Below are 20,672 nucleotides of genomic sequence, written 5' to 3'. Positions count from 1 at the left end.
GTCCGTACACACCGAACCATCCGTAGGAGCCATGCCCCGAGACGAGATCAACTGGACCCCTGACGGCACCTCGGCCGGTCAACCCCGCCAGGTGCGCCGCATCCTCAAGCTCTTCCGCCCCTACCGCGGCCGGCTCGCGGTCGTCGGCCTGCTGGTCGGCGCCGCCTCGCTGGTCTCGGTCGCCACCCCCTTCCTGCTGAAGGCGACCCTCGACACCGCGATCCCGCAGGGCCGCACCGGACTGCTCAGCCTGCTCGCGCTGGGCATGATCCTCAGCGCCGTCCTCACCAGCGTCTTCGGCGTCCTGCAGACGCTGATATCCACCACCGTCGGCCAGCGCGTCATGCACGACCTGCGCACGGCCGTCTACGGCCGGCTGCAGCGCATGTCGCTCGCCTTCTTCACCCGCACCCGCACCGGCGAGGTGCAGTCCCGCATCGCCAACGACATCGGCGGCATGCAGGCCACCGTCACCTCGACGGCCACCTCCCTGGTCTCCAACCTGACCAGCGTCGTCGCCACCATCGTCGCGATGATCGCCCTCGACTGGCGGCTCACCATCGTCTCGCTGGTCCTGCTCCCGCTCTTCGTGTGGATCAGCCGCCGGGTCGGCAACGAGCGCAAGAAGATCACCACCCAGCGACAGAAGCAGATGGCCGCGATGGCTGCCACGGTCACCGAGTCGCTCTCCGTCAGCGGCATCCTGCTCGGCCGCACCATGGGCCGCGCCGACTCGCTGACCGCCTCCTTCGCCGACGAGTCCGAGCAACTGGTCGACCTGGAAGTCCGGTCGAACATGGCGGGGCGCTGGCGCATGGCCGTGATCACCATCGTGATGGCCGCGATGCCCGCCGTCATCTACTGGACCGCCGGCATGGCCCTCCGGATGGGCGGCCCGCAGATCTCGCTCGGCACCATCGTCGCCTTCGTCTCCCTCCAGCAGGGCCTGTTCCGCCCCGCCGTGAGCCTGCTGGCGACCGGCGTCCAGATCCAGACCTCGCTCGCTCTCTTCCAGCGCATCTTCGAGTACCTCGACCTGCCCGTCGACATCACCGAGCGCGACGAGCCGGTCCACCTCGACCGTGTGAAGGGCGAGGTCCGCTTCGAGAAGGTCGAGTTCCGGTACGACAGGCGCAACGACAAGGTGGGTCCCGTCCTCGACGGCATCGACATCACCGTCCCGGCCGGCACCGGCCTGGCCGTCGTCGGTCCGACCGGCGCCGGCAAGTCCACGCTCGGCTACCTGGTTCCCCGGCTCTACGACGTCACCGGCGGCCGGGTCACCCTGGACGGCGTCGACGTCCGGGACCTCGACTTCGACACCCTCGCCCGCGCGGTCGGCGTCGTCTCCCAGGAGACGTACCTCTTCCACGCCTCGGTCGCCGACAACCTGCGCTTCGCCAAGCCGGACGCCACCGACGAGGAACTGCACGCGGCCGCCCGCGCGGCCCAGATACACGACCACATCGCCGGGCTGCCCGACGGCTACGACACCGTCGTCGGCGAACGCGGACACCGTTTCTCGGGCGGCGAGAAGCAGCGGCTCGCCATCGCGCGCACCATCCTGCGCGACCCGCCGGTCCTCATCCTCGACGAGGCGACCAGCGCCCTGGACACCCGCACCGAACACGCGGTCCAGGACGCCATCGACGCCCTGTCGGCCAACCGGACGACCATCACCATCGCGCACCGGCTGTCCACGATCCAGGGCGCCGACCAGATCGTCGTTCTCGATTCCGGCCAGGTGGCCGAACGCGGCACGCACGAGGAACTGCTGGAACTCGACGGCCGGTACGCGGCACTGGTACGCCGGGACGCCCGGCTGGAGACGGCGCCGGAGCAGGCCGGAAGTGGCGAGGTGACCCAGCGGGAGACGGCCCTGCGGCCGGTGCGCAGGCGGGGCGACCGGGGACGCAGGCACGCAACACCGCCGACAGGCTGAAGCCGGCTCGCCGAAGCCTGCCCGCCGAGCCGACCCGCTGAAGCCTGCCCGCCGAAGCTGACAAATCGCAGCCGACAAGCTGAAGATATGTCGGGTTTGAGGCGTTGTGCGAGCTAACGTGCCCGCATGCAGATGAACACTCCGCCACGGAACGCGGGCCGACGGAACCCGAGTCGACGGACGGCCGCCGGCCGAGGCGTCTCGACGCGCGGCAAGTCGATCCGGCTGACCCGCCGGGGCAGGCTCGCCCTTGTCGTGGCCGGTGCTGTCGTGGCCGGTGCCGCCGTGGCGGTGCCCCTGCTGTCCCTGGCCGCCGGCACGGCCGGACCCGCCACCCTGGTCATCCCGGAGGGCTGGCGCGCGTCCCAGGTCTACGACGCCGTCGACAAGGCCCTCGCCCTCCCCGCCGGGAGCACCAAGAGCTCCGTCGGCACCGCGGGCCTGAAACTCCCCGGCGACGCCGGGGGCAACCCGGAGGGCTATCTCTTCCCGGCCACCTATCGCCTGGACAAGGACGCGACCCCGCAGTCTGTGCTGCGGGTCATGGTCGACACCGCCAACCAGCGGTTCGGCTGGGCACCCGTCGCGGCCGGCGCGCAGCGCGACGCGATGAACGTCTACCAGGCGGTGACCATCGCCAGCATCGTCCAGGCCGAGGCCGCCGGCAAGGCCGACATGGGAAAGGTGGCGCGCGTCGTCCTCAACCGGCTGCAGCGCGGCATGCCGCTCCAGATGGACTCCACCCTCAACTACGCCCTCAACCGCAGCACCCTCAACACCACGGTGAACGACACCCGCATCGAGAACCCGTACAACTCCTACCAGCGCATGGGCCTGCCGCCCACACCGATCGACAACCCGGGCGTGGACGCGATGCGTGCCGCGCTCAACCCGCCGCCGGGCAACTGGCTGTACTTCGTCACGGTCAAGCCGGGGGACACGCGGTTCACCGCCGACTTCGCCGAACACCAGCGCAACGTCGCCGACTTCAACGCCGTACAGAACAGCAAGGCCCAGCGATCGCCGCAGGTCACGCAGCCGCCGCGGTGAGCCGCCAGGGCCTCACGCGGCGACCTGTTCCCCGGCCAGCAGCCGCCTGATGTCCCGTACGGCGTCGCGCCCCGCGCGGTTGGCGCCGATGGTGCTGGCGGACGGGCCGTAGCCGACGAGGTGGATGCGCGGGTCGGCGACCGCGCGGGTCCCCTCGACCTTGATCCCGCCGCCCGGCTCGCGCAGCCGCAGCGGCGTCAGGTGGTCCAGGGCCGCCCGGAAGCCGGTGGCCCAGAGGATGACGTCGGCGTCGACGTGCCGCCCGTCGTTCCACGCCACACCGTCGGGCGTGACGCGGTCGAACATCGGCTGCCGGTCCAGGACCCCGTCCTTCAGGCCCTGCCGGATCGCGTCGTTGAGTGGGAGCCCGGTGACCGAGACCACACTCCGCGGTGGCAGTCCCTGCCGTACCCGCTCCTCCACCAGTGCCACCGCGGCCCGGCCGGCGCCCTCGTCGAAGGGGCCCTCGCGGAAGACCGGCGGGCGCCGGGTGACCCAGGTGGTGGCGGCCGCGTAGGGGGCGAGTTCCAGCAGGTGCTGGGTGCCGGAGGCGCCGCCGCCGACCACCACGACCCGTTTGCCGGCGAACTCCTCGGGACCCGCGTACTGCGCGGTGTGCAGCTGCCGTCCGCGGAAGGTCTCCTGGCCCTTGTAGCGCGGCCAGAACGGCCGGTCCCAGGTGCCGGTGGCGTTGATCAGCGCCCGCGTCGACCAGTCGCCCCGGTCGGTCTCCACGCGCAGCCGCCCGTCCTCGCCCTCGCGTACCGCGCGGACGTCGACGGGCCGGTGCACCCGCAGGCCGAAGGTGCGCTCGTAGTCCGCGAAGTACTCCCCGATGACCTCGGCGGACGGCCGTGCCGGGTCGGCCCCGGTCAGCTCCTTGCCCGGGAGCGCGTGCATCCCGTGCACCTTGCCGTACGTCAGGGACGGCCACCGGAACTGCCAGGCGCCGCCGGGCGCGGGGGAGTGGTCGAGCACCACGAAGTCGCGGTCCGGCTCGAAACCGGTGCGCCGCAGGTGATAGGCGCTGGACAGACCGGCCTGACCAGCGCCGATGACGACGACCTCGACTACCTCGACCTCACGCGCATTGTTCACGCTTCTACCAACAGCGTGGACGGCCGTGGATCTTCCCGGTCCGGCCGCCTGCTCCCGGCCCGGCGCATGGGCCAGGATGGAGCCATGTCGGATGCCTTCACCACACGAGAGCTCGACGTCGCCACCGGTAGCCGGGAGCGGGTCGTCGACCTGACCGGCGACTGCGAGGCCTTCCTCCGCGAGGCCGCGGCCGGTCGCGACGGACTGCTGAACATCTTCGTCCCGCACGCCACGGCCGGCATCGCGGTCATCGAGACCGGCGCCGGCAGCGACGACGACCTGCTGGCCGCCCTGCACACCCTGCTCCCCGCCGACGACCGCTGGCAGCACCGGCACGGCAGCCCCGGCCATGGTCGCGACCACGTCCTCCCGGCGGTCGTCCCCCCGCACGCCACCCTTCCGGTGATCGACGGCCGCCTGGCACTGGGCACCTGGCAGTCGGTGTGCCTGGTCGACACGAACCGGGACAATCCGCAGCGAAAGGTACGTGTCACGTTCCTCGCGGGCTCCTGACTCTCTCGGCTCGCCCGACGGAGGTGGTTCAAGCGGTCTCGGCGCTGAGAGTCCGTGCGACGGACCGGCGGCCCGCCGCAGCCACTCATGCGCCTGGTAGCCGTGCGATGGCCCCTTCGCGAGCATCGCCGGCACCACGTCGGGCAACGTTGCCGGACGGTCAGGACGCCGCGTCGAGCAGATCGACGGCGCTCTGCTGGCGGGCGGCGTCCACCTGGTCGAGCGGCCCGTACCAGCGCAGCCCGTACTGGTCGAGGGCGTTGCGGTCGCTCGCGTAGGCGCGGTCGGCCTGGCGTTTGAGGTAGGCGGTGTAAGGATGGTCCGGGAGCACCGAGTCGAGCTTGCCGAGGCCGCGTACGTCGGCGCCCTTGAAGGACGGGCCGTCGGCTCCGCAGTCGCCGCTCTCGCACGGATCGCGCAGGATGCCGTCGGAGGTGTGGAGCTGGGAGGTCGTGGTGGCGGCGTCGGCGATCTGCCGTGCGCTGGTGAGGAGTTGGCCGTCGCCCGTGGCCCGGTACAGCTCGGCGAGCGCGCCGAGGAGCACACCCTGGTTGTACGACCACACGGCCTGCCCGTTGTTGCCGCAGGTGGACAGGTCGATGCCGTCGTTGACCAGGTGCGAGCCGTTGACCATGCCGGTGCTCTGGAACCAGGTCCAGCCGGCCCGGGCCCGGCCGAGGTACGTCGTGTCGCCCTGGACGCGGTTGTGGAGGGCCGCGTTGAGCTGGATGTAGAGGGAGTTGGCGATCGCGTTCTTGTACGTCCTCGCCGTGCTCCACCACACTCCGCCGCCGCAGGTGGAGTCCCAGTAGGCGGCCATGTGGTCGGCGTCCGCGCGGGCCGTGTCCAGGTAGCGGCCGTCGCCGGTCAGGTCGTAGGCGGCGACCCAGGCGAGGCCCCACCAGCCCGTGTCGTCGATGTAGTCGTTGCGGAACTGCCCGCCCTGCGCGTCGATGTTGAGGTCGTAGGTGCGGGATCGCGTACCGGTAACTGCCCATGCCCGTCACGCGGATGTTGTCGATGACCGCGGTCAGGGCGTTGGCGGAGTTCCACCAGCCGGTGGTGTCGAACAGGCCGGTTCCGTAGTCGTAGAACGTCATCAGGCCGGTGGCCGCGGCGGTGCGCCGCTCGCCCGCGTTCCAGGTGGTGCGGGCCCAGGGGGTGCACGCGATCTCGGCGCGGTCCCCGGCCTTTCCGCAGGCGCGCAGGGCGCCGACGCCGAGGTTGTTCCAGTCGTCGACGTTGTACATGAGCGTGCGCCAGCCGCGCTGACCGGTGGGCACGCTGGTGTCACCCAGTCTGCTGCCCGAGCTCCAGGTGCGGCCGCCGTCGAAGGAGCGGTCGAGCCACACCTCGTCGCCGGGGCTGCCGTTGTCGATGGAGGCCCAGCCCATGGCGTCGGCGTCGTCGAAGTGCAGGACGATCGACCGTGCGTAGATGCTCGCCGTGACCGGGGTGCGGTCACCCGGGGAGAGCGCGGGGTCCCGGGTGTCGCAGTACTTGTTGCAGACGGCGGCCGCCGCGCTGGTGTCGGCGGCGGCCGCCGGGGGCGTGAGGGGGACGAGGACGGTGAACAGTGCCGGAGCGAGTGTCGCCGCCAGCCGGCGAAGGGTGCGGCTGACGGGTCTGCGCACGGAGAACATGGCACCTCCCTGCTTCGAGGGACGGATGTGAGAGCGCTCTCGGAAGGTAGGGAAGGGGCGGCCAGGCGTCAACGTCGCGCAGAGGTACGGATGTTGCACTCAGGTCTGCACTAAGTCGGCACTCAGGTCTGCACTAAAGGGCACCCGCCAGCACCTCCGCGGCGGCCACCCCGGAGGCGGCTGTGGCGCCGTGCGTGAAGATCTGGGCGGCCGAGGCGACGACGGTGCCCGGCAGGCCCATCTCCACGACGATCGCGTCGGGCCGGGCGGCGACGAGTTCCGTGAGGGCCCGCGCCATCCACGCGTGCCGTGCGGCGTCGCGCACCACCACGACCAGGGGCCGTCCCGAGGCGGGTGCGAGCACCCGCGATTCCAGTGTTCCGGTGCGGGACAGCAGCTCCTCGCGGCCGACCCGGACGGAGGTCGTCCCGGGCAGCCGCTCGCCCAGCGGGGCGGCCACGCCCCACGGGGTCTCCTTCCCGATGGCCAGGTTGGTGGTGGGCACCAGTTCCACCACGTGCGGCGCGTTGACCAGGGGCAGGACGTGCCGCACGGCTCCGGTCAGCCGGATGGCGCGGCGGGCCGCCGTGAAGCCGATGCCGTCCGCGTCCCAGACGGCGGCGCCGGCCGGGCTGAGCCCCGCCGACCAGACCGCGAACTCCCGCACGCGAAGGCTTGCCTCGGCGAGCCGCTCCTCCGGCAGGCCCCCCGCCAGGACGGCCTCCGCGAGGGCGTTCACGAGCAGTCCGGCGGTGGCCTCGTCGGCGTTCTCGCCGCCGACGCAGACGGCGTCGGCACCGGCGGCGACGGCCCGGACCGTGGCCCCGCCGATCCCGTAGCGGCCGGTCACGGCGCCCATCTCGATGGCGTCGGTGACGATGATGCCGTCGAACCCCAGCTCCTGGCGCAGCAGTTCCTCCAGGATGCGGCGGCTCAGCGTGGCGGGCAGGTCGGGGTCGTAGGCGGGGACCAGCAGGTGGCCGCTCATCACCGCACGGACGCCCGCGTCGAGGGCGGCCCGGAACGGCGGCAGGGCCTGCTCGGAGATCCGGTTGCGGTCGGCGTCGTAGACGGGCAGCCCGTGGTGGGAGTCGACGGCCACGTCGCCGTGGCCGGGGAAGTGCTTGGCGCAGGCGGCGACACCGGCCGACTGGAGCCCCCGGATCCAGGCGCCGGTGTGCCGCGCCACCACCTTGGCGTCGACGCCGAAGGACCTGACCCCGATGATCGGGTTGTCGGGGTTGGAGTTCACGTCCGCGCTCGGCGCGTAGTCGAGGCTCACCCCGGCCGTGCGCAGCTGGCGGCCCAGGTCGGCGGCGACGGCCTCGGTCAGCTCGGTGTCGTCGACGGTGCCGAGTGCGAAGTTGCCCGGCCGGGTGGAGCCGGTCGCCGACTCGATCCGGGTGACGTCGCCGGCCTCCTCGTCGATCGCGATGATCAACTCAGGGTTCTCCGCGCGTAGTTGCCCGGTCAGACGCGCCACCTGTTCGGGCGTGACGATGTTGCGGGAGAAGAGCACGACCGAGGCCAGCCCGTCCCCGATCTCGCGCAGCACCCATTCGGGGGCCTCGGTGCCCACGAACCCCGGCTGCAGGACGGAGCGCGCCAGTCGTCGCAACTCCTTGCTGTGCTTGCTGGAGACCATAGCGTGCGCCCTCCTGTTGGTACAGACCAATGTGTCTCCGCCAGGCTAACCGGACGTGTCAAGTGGGCCCGGAACGTGCCCTGTTGGCGGAAACACGCCCCCAACTGCGATGTTTGACAGGATGAGTTGGTCTAGTCCAAGTTGGAGGCACGCGAGTTCGAAGAGGGGCTGGTGTGGCCCGTGGTGCAGTGACCCTGCCGGCCCGGTCCCCGCCCCTCACACCGCGCAGTTGGCGACCCGCACGGGCCGCCGGTACCTGATATCGAGGTGTGGAGCACCGCATGCCCACGACTGACCGTTATCTCCATCGAGCCCCCTCGGACATCCCCTACTTCAGCTCGGACGGCGAGACCTACCTCGCCCAGACACCCCTGCGGGACCTGACCAAGACCCGCCCGTTGCGAGTCCTCTCCGAGGAGGACCTCGCCCACTGGCAGACGTACGGCTACGTGGTGGTCAAGGAGGCCATCCCCACCGCCGCGGCCCGCGAACTGCTCGACTTCGCCTGGGAGTTCCAGGGCCTGGACCCCGAGCGCCCGGAGACCTGGTACGAGGAGCGGGAGTACCGCTCCGACCTGGACCGGGACCTGCACATCTACGGCTTCGTCGAGGCCTACCACCACCAGCTCATCTGGGACAGCCGCCAGACCCGCCGGGTCTACGACGCGTTCGTCGACGTCTGGGACTGCGAAGAGCTGTGGGTGACGCTCGACCGGCTCAACCTGAACCCGCCCAACATCAAGAACCGCGACCGGGCCCTGATCCCGGGCACGGCCGAGGGCTTCGACATCGAGCTGCACTGGGACGTCGACACCACGCTCGGCGTCCTGCCCCAGCGGGTCCAGGGGATCATCGCCCTGACCGACACCAGTCCGGAACTGGGCGGCTTCCAGTGCTGCCCCGAGCTGTTCAAGCGGTTCGACCAGTGGAAGGCGTTCCAGCCGGAGGACCGCGACCCGATCCGGCCCAGGATCGACCGCGCCGAGTTCCCCGTGGTGCGGCCCCAACTGCAGGCCGGCGACCTGCTGATCTTCAACGGCCTGCTGGCGCACGGCGTGGCACCGAACACCTCCGAGCGGACGGTACGCGCGGTCCAGTACCTGTCGATGATGCCGGCGCTGGAGTCCCACGACGCGCTCAGGCGTTCCCGGGTCGAGTCCTGGCGCACCCTCGCCACGCCCGACTGGAACGCGACGCTGCTGGGCGACGCCACCCGGCACGAGTCCCTGAGGTACGGCAGGGCCACACTCGACGAACTCGGCGCCAAACTGCTGGGCCTCACCTCCTGGAACGGGGCGGACCTCGACAGTGCGGAGCAGCCGGCCGGAGAAGAGACATGCGCCGAATCTGCCTGACCCTGCCGACCAACAGGCCCTGCACGGCCACGATCACGGCCCTGGCCGAGGAAGCGGCCTACGCCGCCCGGCACTTCGACGCCGAGGTGCACCTCCTGATCCTGGACTCCTGCACCGCACCGGCCCATGCCGAACACGCCGAAGCCGTGCGCCGGACACCGGACCACCCGCGGATCGTCGTCCACCACCTCGACGAGGCACAGCAGCGGGACTTCCTGCGGCGTGCCATCGACGGGTCCGCTGCCACGAAGCCCGACCTCCTGCTGGACCTGATGCTGCCCGCACGCGTCGCCTACGGCGCGTGCACCAACCGCGCCTTCCTCCTCGCCGCCGCGCTCGGCTGCGAGTCCGTGCACCGCAGGGACTCCGACAGCCGGTACCAGGTCGTGGACGGCGAGCCCGTCTTCCCCGTCCACCACGAACTGCTCTCGCTCGGCAGGCGCGCGGCCGACGCCGCCGGGCACGTCACCGAAACCGCACTCGCCGCCGACCGCATGGACAGCCGGGTCGCCATGGTCGGCAGCTCCTTCGTCGGCGAACTGTCCGTGGACATCGGCGACATACTCCGGATCGACCCGGACGTGTACCACGACATGGTCGGTCTGTGGGCGCCGGTCCACTGGTCCGACGAGCAGAAGAGGGAACTCGTCGGCGAGTCCTTCCGGGGCGCGGGCACGGACTCCTTCACCGCCGACCACTCCACCCTGACGGTCGTCGACCCCATGCGCGTGGACATGTGCAACATCGCCTTCCACGGCGTGCACGAACGCGTCCCCCTGCCCCCGGCGACCGACACGATCGGCAGCGACTACTTCCTGATCCACCTGGTCCACGACGCCGCGCTGCCGGGCGTCCTGCACAACCGGAACATCGTCAACTTCTACACCGGTGAACGCCGGACCGACTCCGGGTTCATCGCGTACCAGCTGCGCTTCGTCAAGTTCCTGCTGTCGATGCTCTACTTCAACTTCGTCTACGACCGCATGGCCCAGGCGGGGGAGTCGTTGCTCGACGGGCAGGGGCAGGTGCGCGCGTCCGTCGTGGCGCGGCTCGCGCGGGAGAGCGCGGGGCTCGACCGGAGCGAGAACGTCCACCGGCTGGACGTCCTCGACACCGCGTACCGGAAACTCGGCGGGCGCTACGCCGAGTTCGCCGACCTCCTGAGCGGGCGCCGCGAACGCCTCCTGGACGAAGCGCGCGGCGACATCGAGGACTTCGCCCTGCTCACGGAGGCGTGGGAGCCACTGGTCGATGCGGCCCGGCACACTTCCGTACCCCGGACACCCGGGCCGCAGCGGTGACGGCGACCACGGCCCACGCCTCCGCGCCCCTGCTCGCCGCACTGGCGGGCGCCACCGAGGACGGGATCTTCTTCGACCTGGCCGGAATCCGGCGCGCCTACGCCACGCTGCGACGTGAACTGCCCGGCGTCGACGTCCGGTTCGCCCTGAAGTCCTGCCCGGTGGACGAGGTGGTCGGCAGTCTCGCCAGCGAGGGCGCGGGGGTCGACGGGGCGAGTCCCCGCGAACTGGAGCAGGCGCTGCGCGCGGGCGTGCCGGTCGGCAGGACGCACTACGGCAACACCGTCAAGTCCGACCGGGACATCGCCGACGCCCACCGCCTCGGCGTCCGGGACTTCGCGACCGACAGCGTCGAGGACCTGGCGGCGATCGCGGCCCACGCCCCGGGAGCCCGCGTGTTCTGCCGGCTGGCGACGAGCGGGGACGGCGCGCTGTGGGGACTGAGCAACAAGTTCGGCTGCTCGCCCGCGGACGCGGTGCGGATCCTCGAGGCGGCACGGGGGATGGGCCTGACACCCTCCGGCCTGTCCGTGCACGTCGGCTCCCAGCAGATGACCGCCGACGCGTGGCACAGTGCCGTCGAGTGTCTCGCGGACGTCCTGACCGTCCTGGGGCGCCGCGGAATCGTCCTGGACCACGTCAACCTCGGCGGCGGTCTGCCGGCCCTGGGCTATCTCGACCGGCACGGCCTGCCCCTGGACCCCCCGCTGGACAAGATCTTCGCCGTGATCCGCGAGGGGATGCGCCACCTCAGGAAGGTCCACGGCGAGCACCTCTCGTTCGTCATGGAGCCGGGGCGTCACCTCGTCGCCGACCACGGGGCCGTTCGCGCCCACGTGGCCCGACTGGCCGAGCGGCGCGGCCCGGACGGCGAGCGGCAGCACTGGCTCTACCTCAGCTGCGGCAAGTTCAACGGCCTCTACGAGATGGACGCCCTGCAGTACCCGCTCCTCTTCCCCGCCCACCCCGACGCCGGGCCCGCGTACGTGCCCGCCGTCCTGGCAGGGCCCACCTGCGACAGCGACGACGCCTACCCCCAGGGACACGCCCTCGTCCACGTTCCCCGGGACCTGGCCTCCGGCGACCCCGTCTGGGTGCTCTCCAGCGGCGCCTACGCGATCAGTTACACCACCCAGGGCTTCAACGGCTTCGCCCCGCTCCCGTACACCTGCGTCGACGGAGGACACCCGTGACCGGCGACGGCGTACGCATACGCCACATCACGGACGCCGACTGGGACGCCATCACCGCGATGGAATCCCGGGCCTATGCGGAACTCGGCCTCACGGAGGGACGTGCGGCCCTGCGGTCCAGGGCGGACGCCTCACCCGAGACCTGTTTCGTCCTCGACGTGGGCTCCGAGCCGGCCGGGTACGTCCTGGCACTGCCGTATCCGCCGTTCCGATACCCGGACCTCGAACGGGCCGAGGAGGCTGCGGCCGTCCCCTCGCGCCCGGCGCGCAACCTGCATCTGCACGATCTGGTCGTGGCCGAGCGGCTGCGGGGCAGGGGACTGGGACAGCGTCTTCTGACCCACCTCACCCTGATCGCAGGGGCCCGTGGATTCGAACGGATCTCGCTGATCGCCGTCGGCCGCAGCCGGCCGTTCTGGTCGACGCGCGGGTTCACCGCGTACCCGGGGATCTCCCCGGGCGGATACGGCGCGAACGCCGTCTACATGTCCCGTCCGCATGGCCCAGGCCCGTATGCCCACGGCGTGCCTGCGCAGGGCCTGCATGTCCCAGGCGACGGCCGAGCCGACGAAGCGAGTTGATGCGCGTGTTCCCTGTCCGTGATCCCTTCCAGCGCAGCCGGGTGGCGATCGCCGCACTGTTCTGCTCCCTCGGCTTCCAGTACGCCACCTGGGCCTCGCGGATCCCCGCCATCAAGGCGGACCTCGGGCTGACCGCGGCCGAGGTGGGGGTGCTGCTGATGGCGGCCGGTATCGGCGCCGTGGCCTCGTTCCCCCTGGTGCCGGTGCTCATGAGACGGCTGGGCTCGGCACGGCTGGCACTGCTGTCGGCCCTCTGCCTGACCCTGCTGCTCCTGGCACTCGCCCTCGCCCCGGACTATCCGGTCGCGCTCCTGGTCATGGTGGCCGACGGCGTGTTCGTCGGGTGCCTGAACGTGGCCATGAACGCACAGGGAACGGCCCTGGAGACCCGGTACACACGCAACACCATGGCCCGACTGCACGCGACGTTCAGCGCCGGCTCCCTGCTCGCCGCGCTGCTCGCCTCCGGCATGAACGCGGCCACCCCCTCGGTCGCGGCGCACTTCGGCGTGGCCGCCGTCGTCCTCGTCCTGCTGGCGGCTCTGGCGCGCCCCGGTCTGCTCGAAGAAGACGAGGCTCCCGCGGCGGAGAAGGAGAAGGAGGAGGAGAGCAAGAGCCGCGCCGGATGGAGCCTGCCGTCCCGTGTGACGCTCTGGATGTGCTGCGCCATGGCCTTCGGCACGGTGACCGAGGGCGCCATGAACGACTGGTCCGCCCTCTACCTGCGCGAAGTAGCCAAGGCAACCGCGGAGTTGGCGCCGATGGGTATCGCCGTGTTCTCCGGCATGATGGTCCTGGCCCGCCTCTTCGCGGACGGCTGGCGCAGCCGCTGGGGCGACGGGCGCGTCGTGCTGTTCGGTAGCGCCCTGGCCGCCGCCGGGCTGGCGTTCGCCCTGCTGAGCGGGGGAGTGGCGGCAGCGCTCTTCGGGTTCGCCTGCGTCGGACTGGGCTGTGCGGCCGTGACCCCGTGCGTCTACGTCGCCGCGGCGAAACAGGGCTCGGAGGCGCTGGCCCTGGTCGCGGCCATGGGCACGACGGGCCTGCTGGCCGGGCCGCCGCTCATCGGATTCGTGGCGAGTTCGAGCAGCCTGGTGTGGGGCCTCGGAGTCGTCGCCGCGGCGGCCGTCGTGGTGTCCCTGTGCAGTACGCGGATCCGGTGGACGCCGGTGAGCGGCTGACCGGTGGCCGGGCCGATCACGCAGGTCTGCGCCACACCGAGATGTGTTTCGTGGAGTCCTGGGTGAACGGCGAGCCGTCCCAGTCGGCCACCCGGCGCTCGAGCGCGAGGCCCGCGATCCGGGCCATCAGGTCCAGCTCCGCGGGCCATGCGTACCGGTGCCGGGAGGCGTCCCGGCGGTAGCGGCCGTCCTCGCCGTCGCGGGTGAGGTGGTGCGAGACGAGGATCTGCTCGACCAGGTCGAAGGTGTCGAAGCCGAGGTGCCCCGAGGAGACGTCGAACGGTACCGCGACCTGGCCGGGCGGCAGCAGCCGCAGCGGCGGCACCCCCAGTTCGATCACGAACCGGCCCCCGGGCCCCAGATGCCGGGCCGCGTTGCGGAAGCACTCGACCTGCTCGTCCTGGGTGAGCAGGTTGGAGATCGTGTTGTAGACGAGATAGACCAGGGCGAACTCACCGGGCACGGTGGCGGTGGCCATGTCCCCGACCACGACCGGCAGGACCTCCTCGTCGGCCTTCCGCCGCAGGACCGACACCATGTGCTCGGAGAACTCGATGCCCGCCACCGGCACCCCGCGCTCCAGGAGGGGGACACCGACCCGTCCGGTGCCGATGGCGAACTCCAACGCCCGGCCGCCCCCGGCGAGTTCGGCGAGGAAGTCGACGGTCGGACCGAGCACGGCGGCCGAGGACATCTCGTTCTCCTCGCCGTCGTAGCGGTCGGCCTCGGCCTGGCTCCACAGCTCACTGCTCGTCACGAACGGCCACTGTGCCGGGCGGACGGCGACGCTGTCCACGGGGTTTCCCGGCCGGCGCCCGCTCGGGCGCCGGAACCAGTCCCAGCCGCTGGGCGTGCAGCACCGTGCCGAGGCGGTCGCGGGTGCCGAGTTTGCGGTAGATGTTCTCGACGTGCTTGTGCACCGTGCGCGCCGAGATGCCCAGCCGGCGTCCGATCGCGTCGGCGGTCAGGGCGTCGGTGAGCAGGAGGAGAACGGTGAGTTCGCGGGGCGTCAGCGCACAGTCCGCCACGCCCTCCACCGGCTCTCCGGCCGTCGCGGACGACCGGCGCCACTGTTCCAGGAGCCGGCGCTGCTGCTCGACGGCGGCCAGCAGCGGCTGGGCGCGCTCGGCGATCCGCACGTGGTCGTCGGTGAAGTCCGCGCCGGAGCGGTAGACCAGGCAGCCCGTGATCGGTGCGACCGTGCCGGGCAGCGGGAGCGCCAGCACCTGGTCGAGGTCCAGGGTGTCGGCGAGCACCCGCGCGGTCTCGCTCCCCGGCCAGGCCCGGCCCGCCAGCCGACGTGCCGTGACGGGTGTACGGCCGAGGCCGGCCGCGTAGTGGTGGGCGAACGGGTAGCCGGAGCGCAGCACCCCCAGCGCCTCGTCGCCGAGCCTGCCCAACGCGACGGCGGCGGCGGGCGACAGGCCGAGCGTGCCCTTGCCCTCGCTCCAGTCGTCCAGTTTGTAGATCAGCGTCTCCCCGCCGCACAGGCCGGTCACGGCGTCGGCCAGCAGCGGCCAGAGCCGTTCGGGCTCGCGTTCGTTGAGCGCGGCCACGGCCAGTTCGGTGAGGCGTTCGTAGGCCCTGTCCAGCCCGTGTACCACGTGTTCTCTCCGCTCGTGCCCCTACGCAGTTATACGCATACCCAGGCGGTGGCCGGGTGCCGCATGCTTCAACCGGGCACCGGCACCGGATGGGACGACTCCGGGCGCGGGCCGCCGGCACGGGGGAGCGGCGGCCCGCACACCGTCGTCGTACCGGGTCATCCGCCCCAGGCGGCCGCACACAGCACCCGGTCGACCTCGTCCGTGTAGCGCGCCGCGGTCAGCCAGGCCCGGGCGAAGCGGCCGGTGTCCGCCGGACGGAGACGGCCGAAGGCGTCGCGCGAGCGCTCCGCGGCCGCGGCGAGCAACTCGTCGAGGATATCGCCGGCCGTGCCCAGACCGTGCCGGTGCAGCCGGCGGGCGTCGGCCGCCGAGTCGCCCGGGAAGGCCAGCGCGCGCCGACCGCCCGAAGCCGCCTGCTCGATCCGGCGACGCAGCAGATGCAGGGGTGCCTCGTCGGGCGCGAGCACCGCGCCGGTCGGCGCCGGTGGAGGGGGAAACGCAGGCGCAGACGCCGGGGCCGGCAGGTCCGCTTGCTGAAGCCGGTCCAGTCCCAGGTCGACATGGCTCGCGGCGTTCATGGGGTGCTCGGTCGCGAGGAGTTGAGCGCGGGCGTGCGGCGCCGCCGCGAGCCGGCCGATCACACGCAGCCGGCTCCCGCGCGCAGCGGCCAGCAACCGCAGGTTGCCGCGGTCCGGGAGTGCCGGATGGTCGTGCGCCGCCGTCAGCCGCAACGGCACACCGCCGCAGTCGGCCAGCAGACAGTCGCCCGCCGCCTCTCGCACCGCGCCGGCCGGCGTCACCTCCAGGAAGAGCAGATCGTGGCCGCCGTTCAGGGCACGCCCGACCTGCTCGGCCACGGGCACCGCCCACAACCGGTCCAGCGGCTCGGCCCGCCAGTCCGCCCCCGCCGCGCGCACCGCCCGCACCCCCGCGCCCGCCCCCAGCCGGCCGGTCGGCGACACCGTCGCCCCCGACACCGCGAGCCCCGCCCGCGCCAGCTCGCGGTGCGTGAGCGCCGTGTCCCCGATGCGTACGGCACGGTCGGCGGCGCCCACCGCCCGTCCCGCGCCGCCCGGCGCCACGTCCGAGACCGTGTACAGCCGCCCCTCGGCGTCGGCGGTCCAGGTGACGGCCCCGGCGTAGCCGCTCGCGGTGAGCACCGGCTCCGAGAACAGGCCGTACAGCCGCAGCGAACCGTCCGGCGTGTACGGCTGCCGTACGGTGCCCCGCAGTTCGGCCAGTTCGGAACCACCGGCCGACGGGACGCGGTGAGCCACGAACAGGGCCTCCGACACGGCGCTGACCAGTTCGACGAGCCGGAACGCGGGGTCGGCCGCGCGGGCCGCGCGCAACGCGGTGACCACGGAGACCGCCGCCGCGGCAGCCCGGGGCAGACCCGCGAGGCGCGCGGTGTGCGCGGCCCGCAGCAACTCCGCCTGGAGCACGGCACCGGAACCGTCCGTACCGGCGTCGAGCACGGCGGCCAGGGCGTCGGAAACGGCGTGGGCGGCAGCGAGTTGCGGGGACGTCGCGGACTCCTCGGCGGCAACTGCCGGCCGGCCGGCCGGGACGGCCGTCGGCTGCTCGGATGTCTCCGCAGCCTCGGTGGGCTCACTGGGCCCGGCCGGCTCCGCGTCCTCTGTGTCCTGCGCGTCCTCCGTGTGCGCGGCGGCCCCCGCCATGTCGGCCACCGGTGCCGCCGAGGCCGCCGCCGCGCGGTGCAGGCAGTCCGGGGCCAGCAGGCAGCCGCAGCGGATGGCCGCCGCGTCGGCCACGACGCCACCGGGGGCGTGCAGTTCGAGCGCGGAGCCCTCGTCGTCGACGGTGACACGCACGGTGTCGCCGTCGCGCACGGCCGGCCGGTCCGCCAGCTTGGCGATGCCCGCGTCCAGCCGCTTGCGCAACCGGGGCGAGAGGGCCGCGACCAGCTCGGCGGTCACGGCCGGGGCGACGGCGGGCAGTTCCCGTTCCGTGCTCATGTGATCTTCTCCCCTACCCAGCGGGCGAGTTCGAGCGGGCTGAGGGCGGCGACCGGCATCCCGGCGCCGACCAACTGCCCCGCGATTCCGGTGGAGTAGCGGGGGCGCCCCGAGTCGTCGAGGCTCGCGCAGCCCAGGACCTGACACCCCGCCCCCACCAGCGCCCTGACCTCGGCGAGCAGTCCGCCGACCGGATAGCCCTCCTCGAAGTCGCTCACCACGACCACGAGCGTGCGGGACGGCACGGTCACCAGCTCGCGCGCCTGCCGCAGCCCGGCCGCGATGTGGGTGCCGCCGCCGACGCTCACCTCGAGGAGGAGCGACAGCGGGTCCTCGACGTGCCCGGTGAGGTCGACGACCTCGGTGGAGAACGCGAGGAAGTGCGTGGACAGGGTCGGCACCCCGGCCAGCACCGAGGCGGTGAGCGCCGCCCAGATCGTCGACGCCTCCATGGACCCGGACACGTCCGTGACCAGGATCAGCCGCCAGTCGGCGGCGCGCCGGGCCCGGGTCCGGAAGACCGGGCGCTCCGGGATGACCTGGACCGTGCCGTCGGCCGCCCGGCGGGCGGTGGCCAGGTTGGCCCGCAGCGTGCGCGGCAGGTCCAGGCCGCCGCCCGGGCGCCTGCTCGGCCGGGGCAGGGCGGTACCGTGCAGCGCGGGGCGCAGCCGGGTCGCCAGCTCCCGGGTCAGCGCGTCCACCAGGCGCCGGACCAGCGGGCGCAGCGCGGCCAGCCGGGCCTCGGGCAGCCCGCCCGCGTGCCGCAGCACCGACCGCAGCAGATCCACGGAGGGCCGCACGCTGTCCGGATCCAGCTCGGCCAGCACGTCCTGCCGTCCCGTCGCGGCGGCCGCCGCCAGCACCTCCTCCCGGATGCCGGGTCCGAACAGCGCCGCCAGTTCCTCCGACCACTCCCGTACCCCCGGATACGACGCCTCGCGCCCACCGCCCGTGCCGCCGAGGTCACCCCGGCTGCCCTCGCCGCGCCCGCGGCCGTACAGCTCGTCCAGCGCGGTGGCCAGGGCGCGCGCGGACGCGGGGAGCCGGTCGGCGCGGCGGCCGAGCAACAGCCGCCAGCGGTCGGCGGGGGCCAGCCGGTGATCCTCCACCGACACGGGCACGGACACCGACGCGGGCACGGACACCGACACGGGCGCGGACACCGACGCGGGCGCGGACACCGACACGGGCACGGACACGGACTCGGACACGGCCGTGGACGCGGTGGTGGCGGTCGGCTCGGACTCCGTGTGTGCCCGCGGCGAGGGCAGCAGGCCGAGCCCGCGCAGGGTTTCGCGAGCGCTGAGGTCCGCGCGCGTCCAGGTGGCCAGCGCGGCCGGGTCGATCGCGCCCGTGTCGGCCACCCGAGCGACGCCGAGACGCTCCTCCACCCCGGACAGCAGACGCTCGCGGTCGGCCGGGCTCAGCGTGTCGAAACCGCCGCGCAGGGCCGGCAGCCGGTCGAGGAAGTCCTGGTCGGACAGGTCCGACACCCGGTCGACCAAGGGCTCCAACGCCGGTGCCGCCGCCTCCAGCAGCCGCCCGGCGGCCGTCAGCAGCCCCGTCAGCCGGGCGGTGAGCGCGGACCGGGACTCGGCGTCGACGGCCCCGTCCACCCAGGAGGCGACCCGGCCGCCGAACGCCCCCGGTTCCTCCTGGCCGAGCAGCACGCGGACGGCTCCGGCGGCGCCCCGCATCAACGGGGAGCCGTCGGCCGCCAGCCGGGCCAGGGCGTCGGTGAGCCGGATGCCCCCCGACAGGTCGGCGCGGTGCGCGAGTTCGAGCAGGGCGTGGGCGTCGGCCGGGTCCTCGGAACCGGTCAGACCGTCCACCTGGCGCACCGCGGCCGACGTCAGCAGGTCGGCCACGGCGACCGTCCTGACCGTACGGTCCTCATCCGCGGCCAGGCCGGCGATGTGACCGCTCCGCAGCCGGTCCAACAGGGCGAGCCCGGCGAGGAGTTCGGGCAGGGTACCGGCGTGCGGGAGTACCTCGGCGATGTCGCCGAGCCGCTCCTCGACGAGGCCGGGCAGGCCGCAGTGTGCCGCCTGCTCCAGACCCTCGAGCACCTGCGCCCCCGTCGGACCACCGGCGTCCCGCTCCCTGCGGCTCCGCTCGCGCAGCAGGCCCTCGGCCGTCTGCGCGAGGGTGACCCCACGGATCCCGGCCACCGTCAGCATCGCGGCGGTCGCCGGGGTCCAGCGCACCTCCCAGCGCGAGGTGAGAGCGTCGGCCCCGCCCGTCCCGGTCACCGACCTGGGCTCGGCGTACGGCACGGAGCACAACGCCAGGCGGCGCAGCAGCAGTTCGCGGCGCCGGTCGAGATCCGAGCGGAGGGGGTCGAGCCGCAGGTCCCGGGTGGCGCCGCCGTCCGCAGGGCCGGGCAGGCCGAGCTCGCTGAGCTCGGCTTCCACGGCCGGGGCGAGACCGCTGCGGGGCGCCTTCGGCGCGGGACGGCCGACGCGGTCGCCGACCAGGACGTTCTCCATCGCCCTCGCCACCGCCCGGCCCCTGCCGTAGGGCTCACCCTGTGCCAGTACGGTCTGGACGGCCTCGACCAACTCGCCGCGGCCCGCCGCGGGGAGGTTGCGCAGGCGGGCGAGGTCTCCGGCCAGGCGGGTGATCTCGCGGGCGTCGGCGGGGCCTGAGGGGTGGCCGAGACCGCGGAGCTCGGCGCAGATGCGGACGGCCGCGCGAGTCAGCATGTCCGTCAACGTGCCGGGCTCACCGGCCGCTTCGAGGACCATGTGCTGCCATTCGGGGTCCCGGATTCCGGCGGGGTAGCCGGAGCGCTCGTCCAGGAGGGCGTAGGCGTAGGGAATGAGGGAGGTTGTCCATTCGGGTGCGGGCGGGTGGGGGCCGGGCGCGCCCACGCGGCGGCGGCCGCATGCCGAACGCAGCCCCGCGCCCCCTGGGCCGGCCGCCAGAGCCGGGGTGTGGAAGGCGCCGACCACTGCGGCTGCTCGCTCGCCGTTCGCCGTTGCCATGGCCAGCTGAGCACGCATCCACTCCTCCCGCCGCAGATCGACCTCCGAGACGGCCGACTCCTCCCGCAGCGCCCACCCCGTCAGCAGTGCGGCCCGCCGCAGTGCCTCCGGTGCCGAACCGGGCGCGGCCGCCTCGACGAGGCGGTCCCAGAGGTCGTCGCCCGGCCGGCCGGTGAGCCGGGAACGCAGGGCGCCGGACAGCCGACCCGGCCCCTGCGCAGCGCGCTCCCCTGCCCGCCAACCCCGGTCCGCGAGGGGCAGATCGCAGGCGACCACCGGCACACCGTTCCGCGCGGCCCATCGCACCGCCGCCAGCTCGGGGGAGAAGTCGGCGAACGGATAGAACGCCGGGCCGACGCTGCCGTCGACCGGTGCCGCGGCGAGGGCCACCGGGGCCAGGGTCTCCTCGTGGGCCAGCCACGGCAGCCACTCCTGCAGTTCCGCGGGCAGTTCGACGAGCAGCACGTCCGGTTGCGCCGCGTCCAGCAGCGCCGGGACGGCGGCGGCCAGCGAGGGGGCGTGGTGCCGCACACCGATCAGGTACGGCCCCGCCGGGTCGGTGAGAGCGGCCAGGGCCGCCTCGGGGGAGTCGGACACGGC

14 protein-coding genes and 1 pseudogene are annotated in these 20,672 nt (G+C 73.1%); 8 read left to right on the top strand and 7 right to left on the bottom strand.

The window, feature by feature from the left end; all coding sequences use genetic code 11:
• The first annotated feature begins 31 nt into the window (after positions 1-31).
• Entirely contained in the window at positions 32-1,942 is a 1,911-nt protein-coding gene (locus ACFY0P_RS26780; protein ID WP_388918014.1) for an ABC transporter ATP-binding protein, read from the top strand.
• A 126-nt stretch (positions 1,943-2,068) separates the two neighbouring features.
• Positions 2,069-2,992, top strand: coding sequence for an endolytic transglycosylase MltG (mltG, locus tag ACFY0P_RS26775; protein ID WP_388918011.1), 924 nt, complete (start codon positions 2,069-2,071; stop codon positions 2,990-2,992).
• A 12-nt stretch (positions 2,993-3,004) separates the two neighbouring features.
• Here the strand turns inward: mltG and ACFY0P_RS26770 are convergent, their stop codons facing one another.
• Positions 3,005-4,090: an NAD(P)-binding domain-containing protein gene (locus ACFY0P_RS26770; RefSeq protein ID WP_388918008.1), complete on the bottom strand. Its 1,086-nt coding sequence runs from the start codon at positions 4,088-4,090 to the stop codon at positions 3,005-3,007.
• A gap of 84 nt (positions 4,091-4,174) precedes the next feature.
• Here ACFY0P_RS26770 and ACFY0P_RS26765 point away from each other — a divergent pair, with 84 nt between their 5' ends.
• Positions 4,175-4,603 (top strand): secondary thiamine-phosphate synthase enzyme YjbQ, encoded by a 429-nt coding sequence (locus ACFY0P_RS26765; RefSeq protein ID WP_388918005.1) that lies wholly within the window; start codon positions 4,175-4,177, stop codon positions 4,601-4,603.
• A 160-nt stretch (positions 4,604-4,763) separates the two neighbouring features.
• Here the strand turns inward: ACFY0P_RS26765 and ACFY0P_RS26760 are convergent.
• A pseudogene (locus tag ACFY0P_RS26760) lies at positions 4,764-6,246 on the bottom strand (glycoside hydrolase family 76 protein).
• Between the two features lie 133 nt (positions 6,247-6,379).
• On the bottom strand, positions 6,380-7,891 hold the full coding sequence (locus ACFY0P_RS26755) for a glycoside hydrolase family 3 protein (protein WP_388918003.1): 1,512 nt from the start codon (positions 7,889-7,891) through the stop codon (positions 6,380-6,382).
• Between the two features lie 281 nt (positions 7,892-8,172).
• Between ACFY0P_RS26755 and ACFY0P_RS26750 the strand changes: the two genes are divergently transcribed.
• The 5 genes from ACFY0P_RS26750 to ACFY0P_RS26730 are packed head-to-tail and all read left to right on the top strand — an operon-like array spanning position 8,173 to position 13,499.
• Entirely contained in the window at positions 8,173-9,246 is a 1,074-nt protein-coding gene (locus ACFY0P_RS26750; RefSeq protein ID WP_388918001.1) for a phytanoyl-CoA dioxygenase family protein, read from the top strand.
• Positions 9,228-10,547, top strand: coding sequence for a DUF6271 family protein (locus ACFY0P_RS26745; protein WP_388917999.1), 1,320 nt, complete (start codon positions 9,228-9,230; stop codon positions 10,545-10,547). The genes ACFY0P_RS26750 and ACFY0P_RS26745 overlap by 19 nt, the downstream gene beginning before the upstream one ends.
• A complete protein-coding gene (locus tag ACFY0P_RS26740; RefSeq protein ID WP_388917997.1) occupies positions 10,544-11,740 on the top strand; it encodes a type III PLP-dependent enzyme in 1,197 nt (398 codons plus the stop codon). Before ACFY0P_RS26745 ends, ACFY0P_RS26740 begins: the two co-directional genes overlap by 4 nt.
• A complete protein-coding gene (locus ACFY0P_RS26735) occupies positions 11,737-12,321 on the top strand; it encodes a GNAT family N-acetyltransferase (protein WP_388917994.1) in 585 nt (194 codons plus the stop codon). The genes ACFY0P_RS26740 and ACFY0P_RS26735 overlap by 4 nt, the downstream gene beginning before the upstream one ends.
• On the top strand, positions 12,321-13,499 hold the full coding sequence (locus ACFY0P_RS26730; protein ID WP_388917991.1) for an MFS transporter: 1,179 nt from the start codon (positions 12,321-12,323) through the stop codon (positions 13,497-13,499). Before ACFY0P_RS26735 ends, ACFY0P_RS26730 begins: the two co-directional genes overlap by 1 nt.
• A 16-nt stretch (positions 13,500-13,515) precedes the next feature.
• Here the strand turns inward: ACFY0P_RS26730 and ACFY0P_RS26725 are convergent, their stop codons facing one another.
• From ACFY0P_RS26725 to ACFY0P_RS26710, 4 genes are all read right to left on the bottom strand, one after another.
• Complete coding sequence (locus tag ACFY0P_RS26725; protein WP_388917988.1) at positions 13,516-14,256, bottom strand: class I SAM-dependent methyltransferase; 741 nt, start codon at positions 14,254-14,256, stop codon at positions 13,516-13,518.
• A complete protein-coding gene (locus tag ACFY0P_RS26720) occupies positions 14,243-15,103 on the bottom strand; it encodes a LuxR C-terminal-related transcriptional regulator (RefSeq protein ID WP_388917985.1) in 861 nt (286 codons plus the stop codon). Before ACFY0P_RS26720 ends, ACFY0P_RS26725 begins: the two co-directional genes overlap by 14 nt.
• A gap of 158 nt (positions 15,104-15,261) precedes the next feature.
• On the bottom strand, positions 15,262-17,085 hold the full coding sequence (locus ACFY0P_RS26715) for a hypothetical protein (RefSeq protein ID WP_388917982.1): 1,824 nt from the start codon (positions 17,083-17,085) through the stop codon (positions 15,262-15,264).
• Positions 17,082-20,669, bottom strand: coding sequence for a DUF5682 family protein (locus ACFY0P_RS26710; RefSeq protein WP_388917979.1), 3,588 nt, complete (start codon positions 20,667-20,669; stop codon positions 17,082-17,084). Before ACFY0P_RS26710 ends, ACFY0P_RS26715 begins: the two co-directional genes overlap by 4 nt.
• Positions 20,670-20,672 lie beyond the last annotated feature (3 nt).

Source organism: Streptomyces sp. NPDC001714 (assembly GCF_042892755.1).
Taxonomy (GTDB): Bacteria; Actinomycetota; Actinomycetes; order Streptomycetales; family Streptomycetaceae; genus Streptomyces.
The sequence above is the reverse complement of the archived record's forward strand: the minus strand, read 5'-3'. Positions and strand labels throughout refer to the sequence as shown.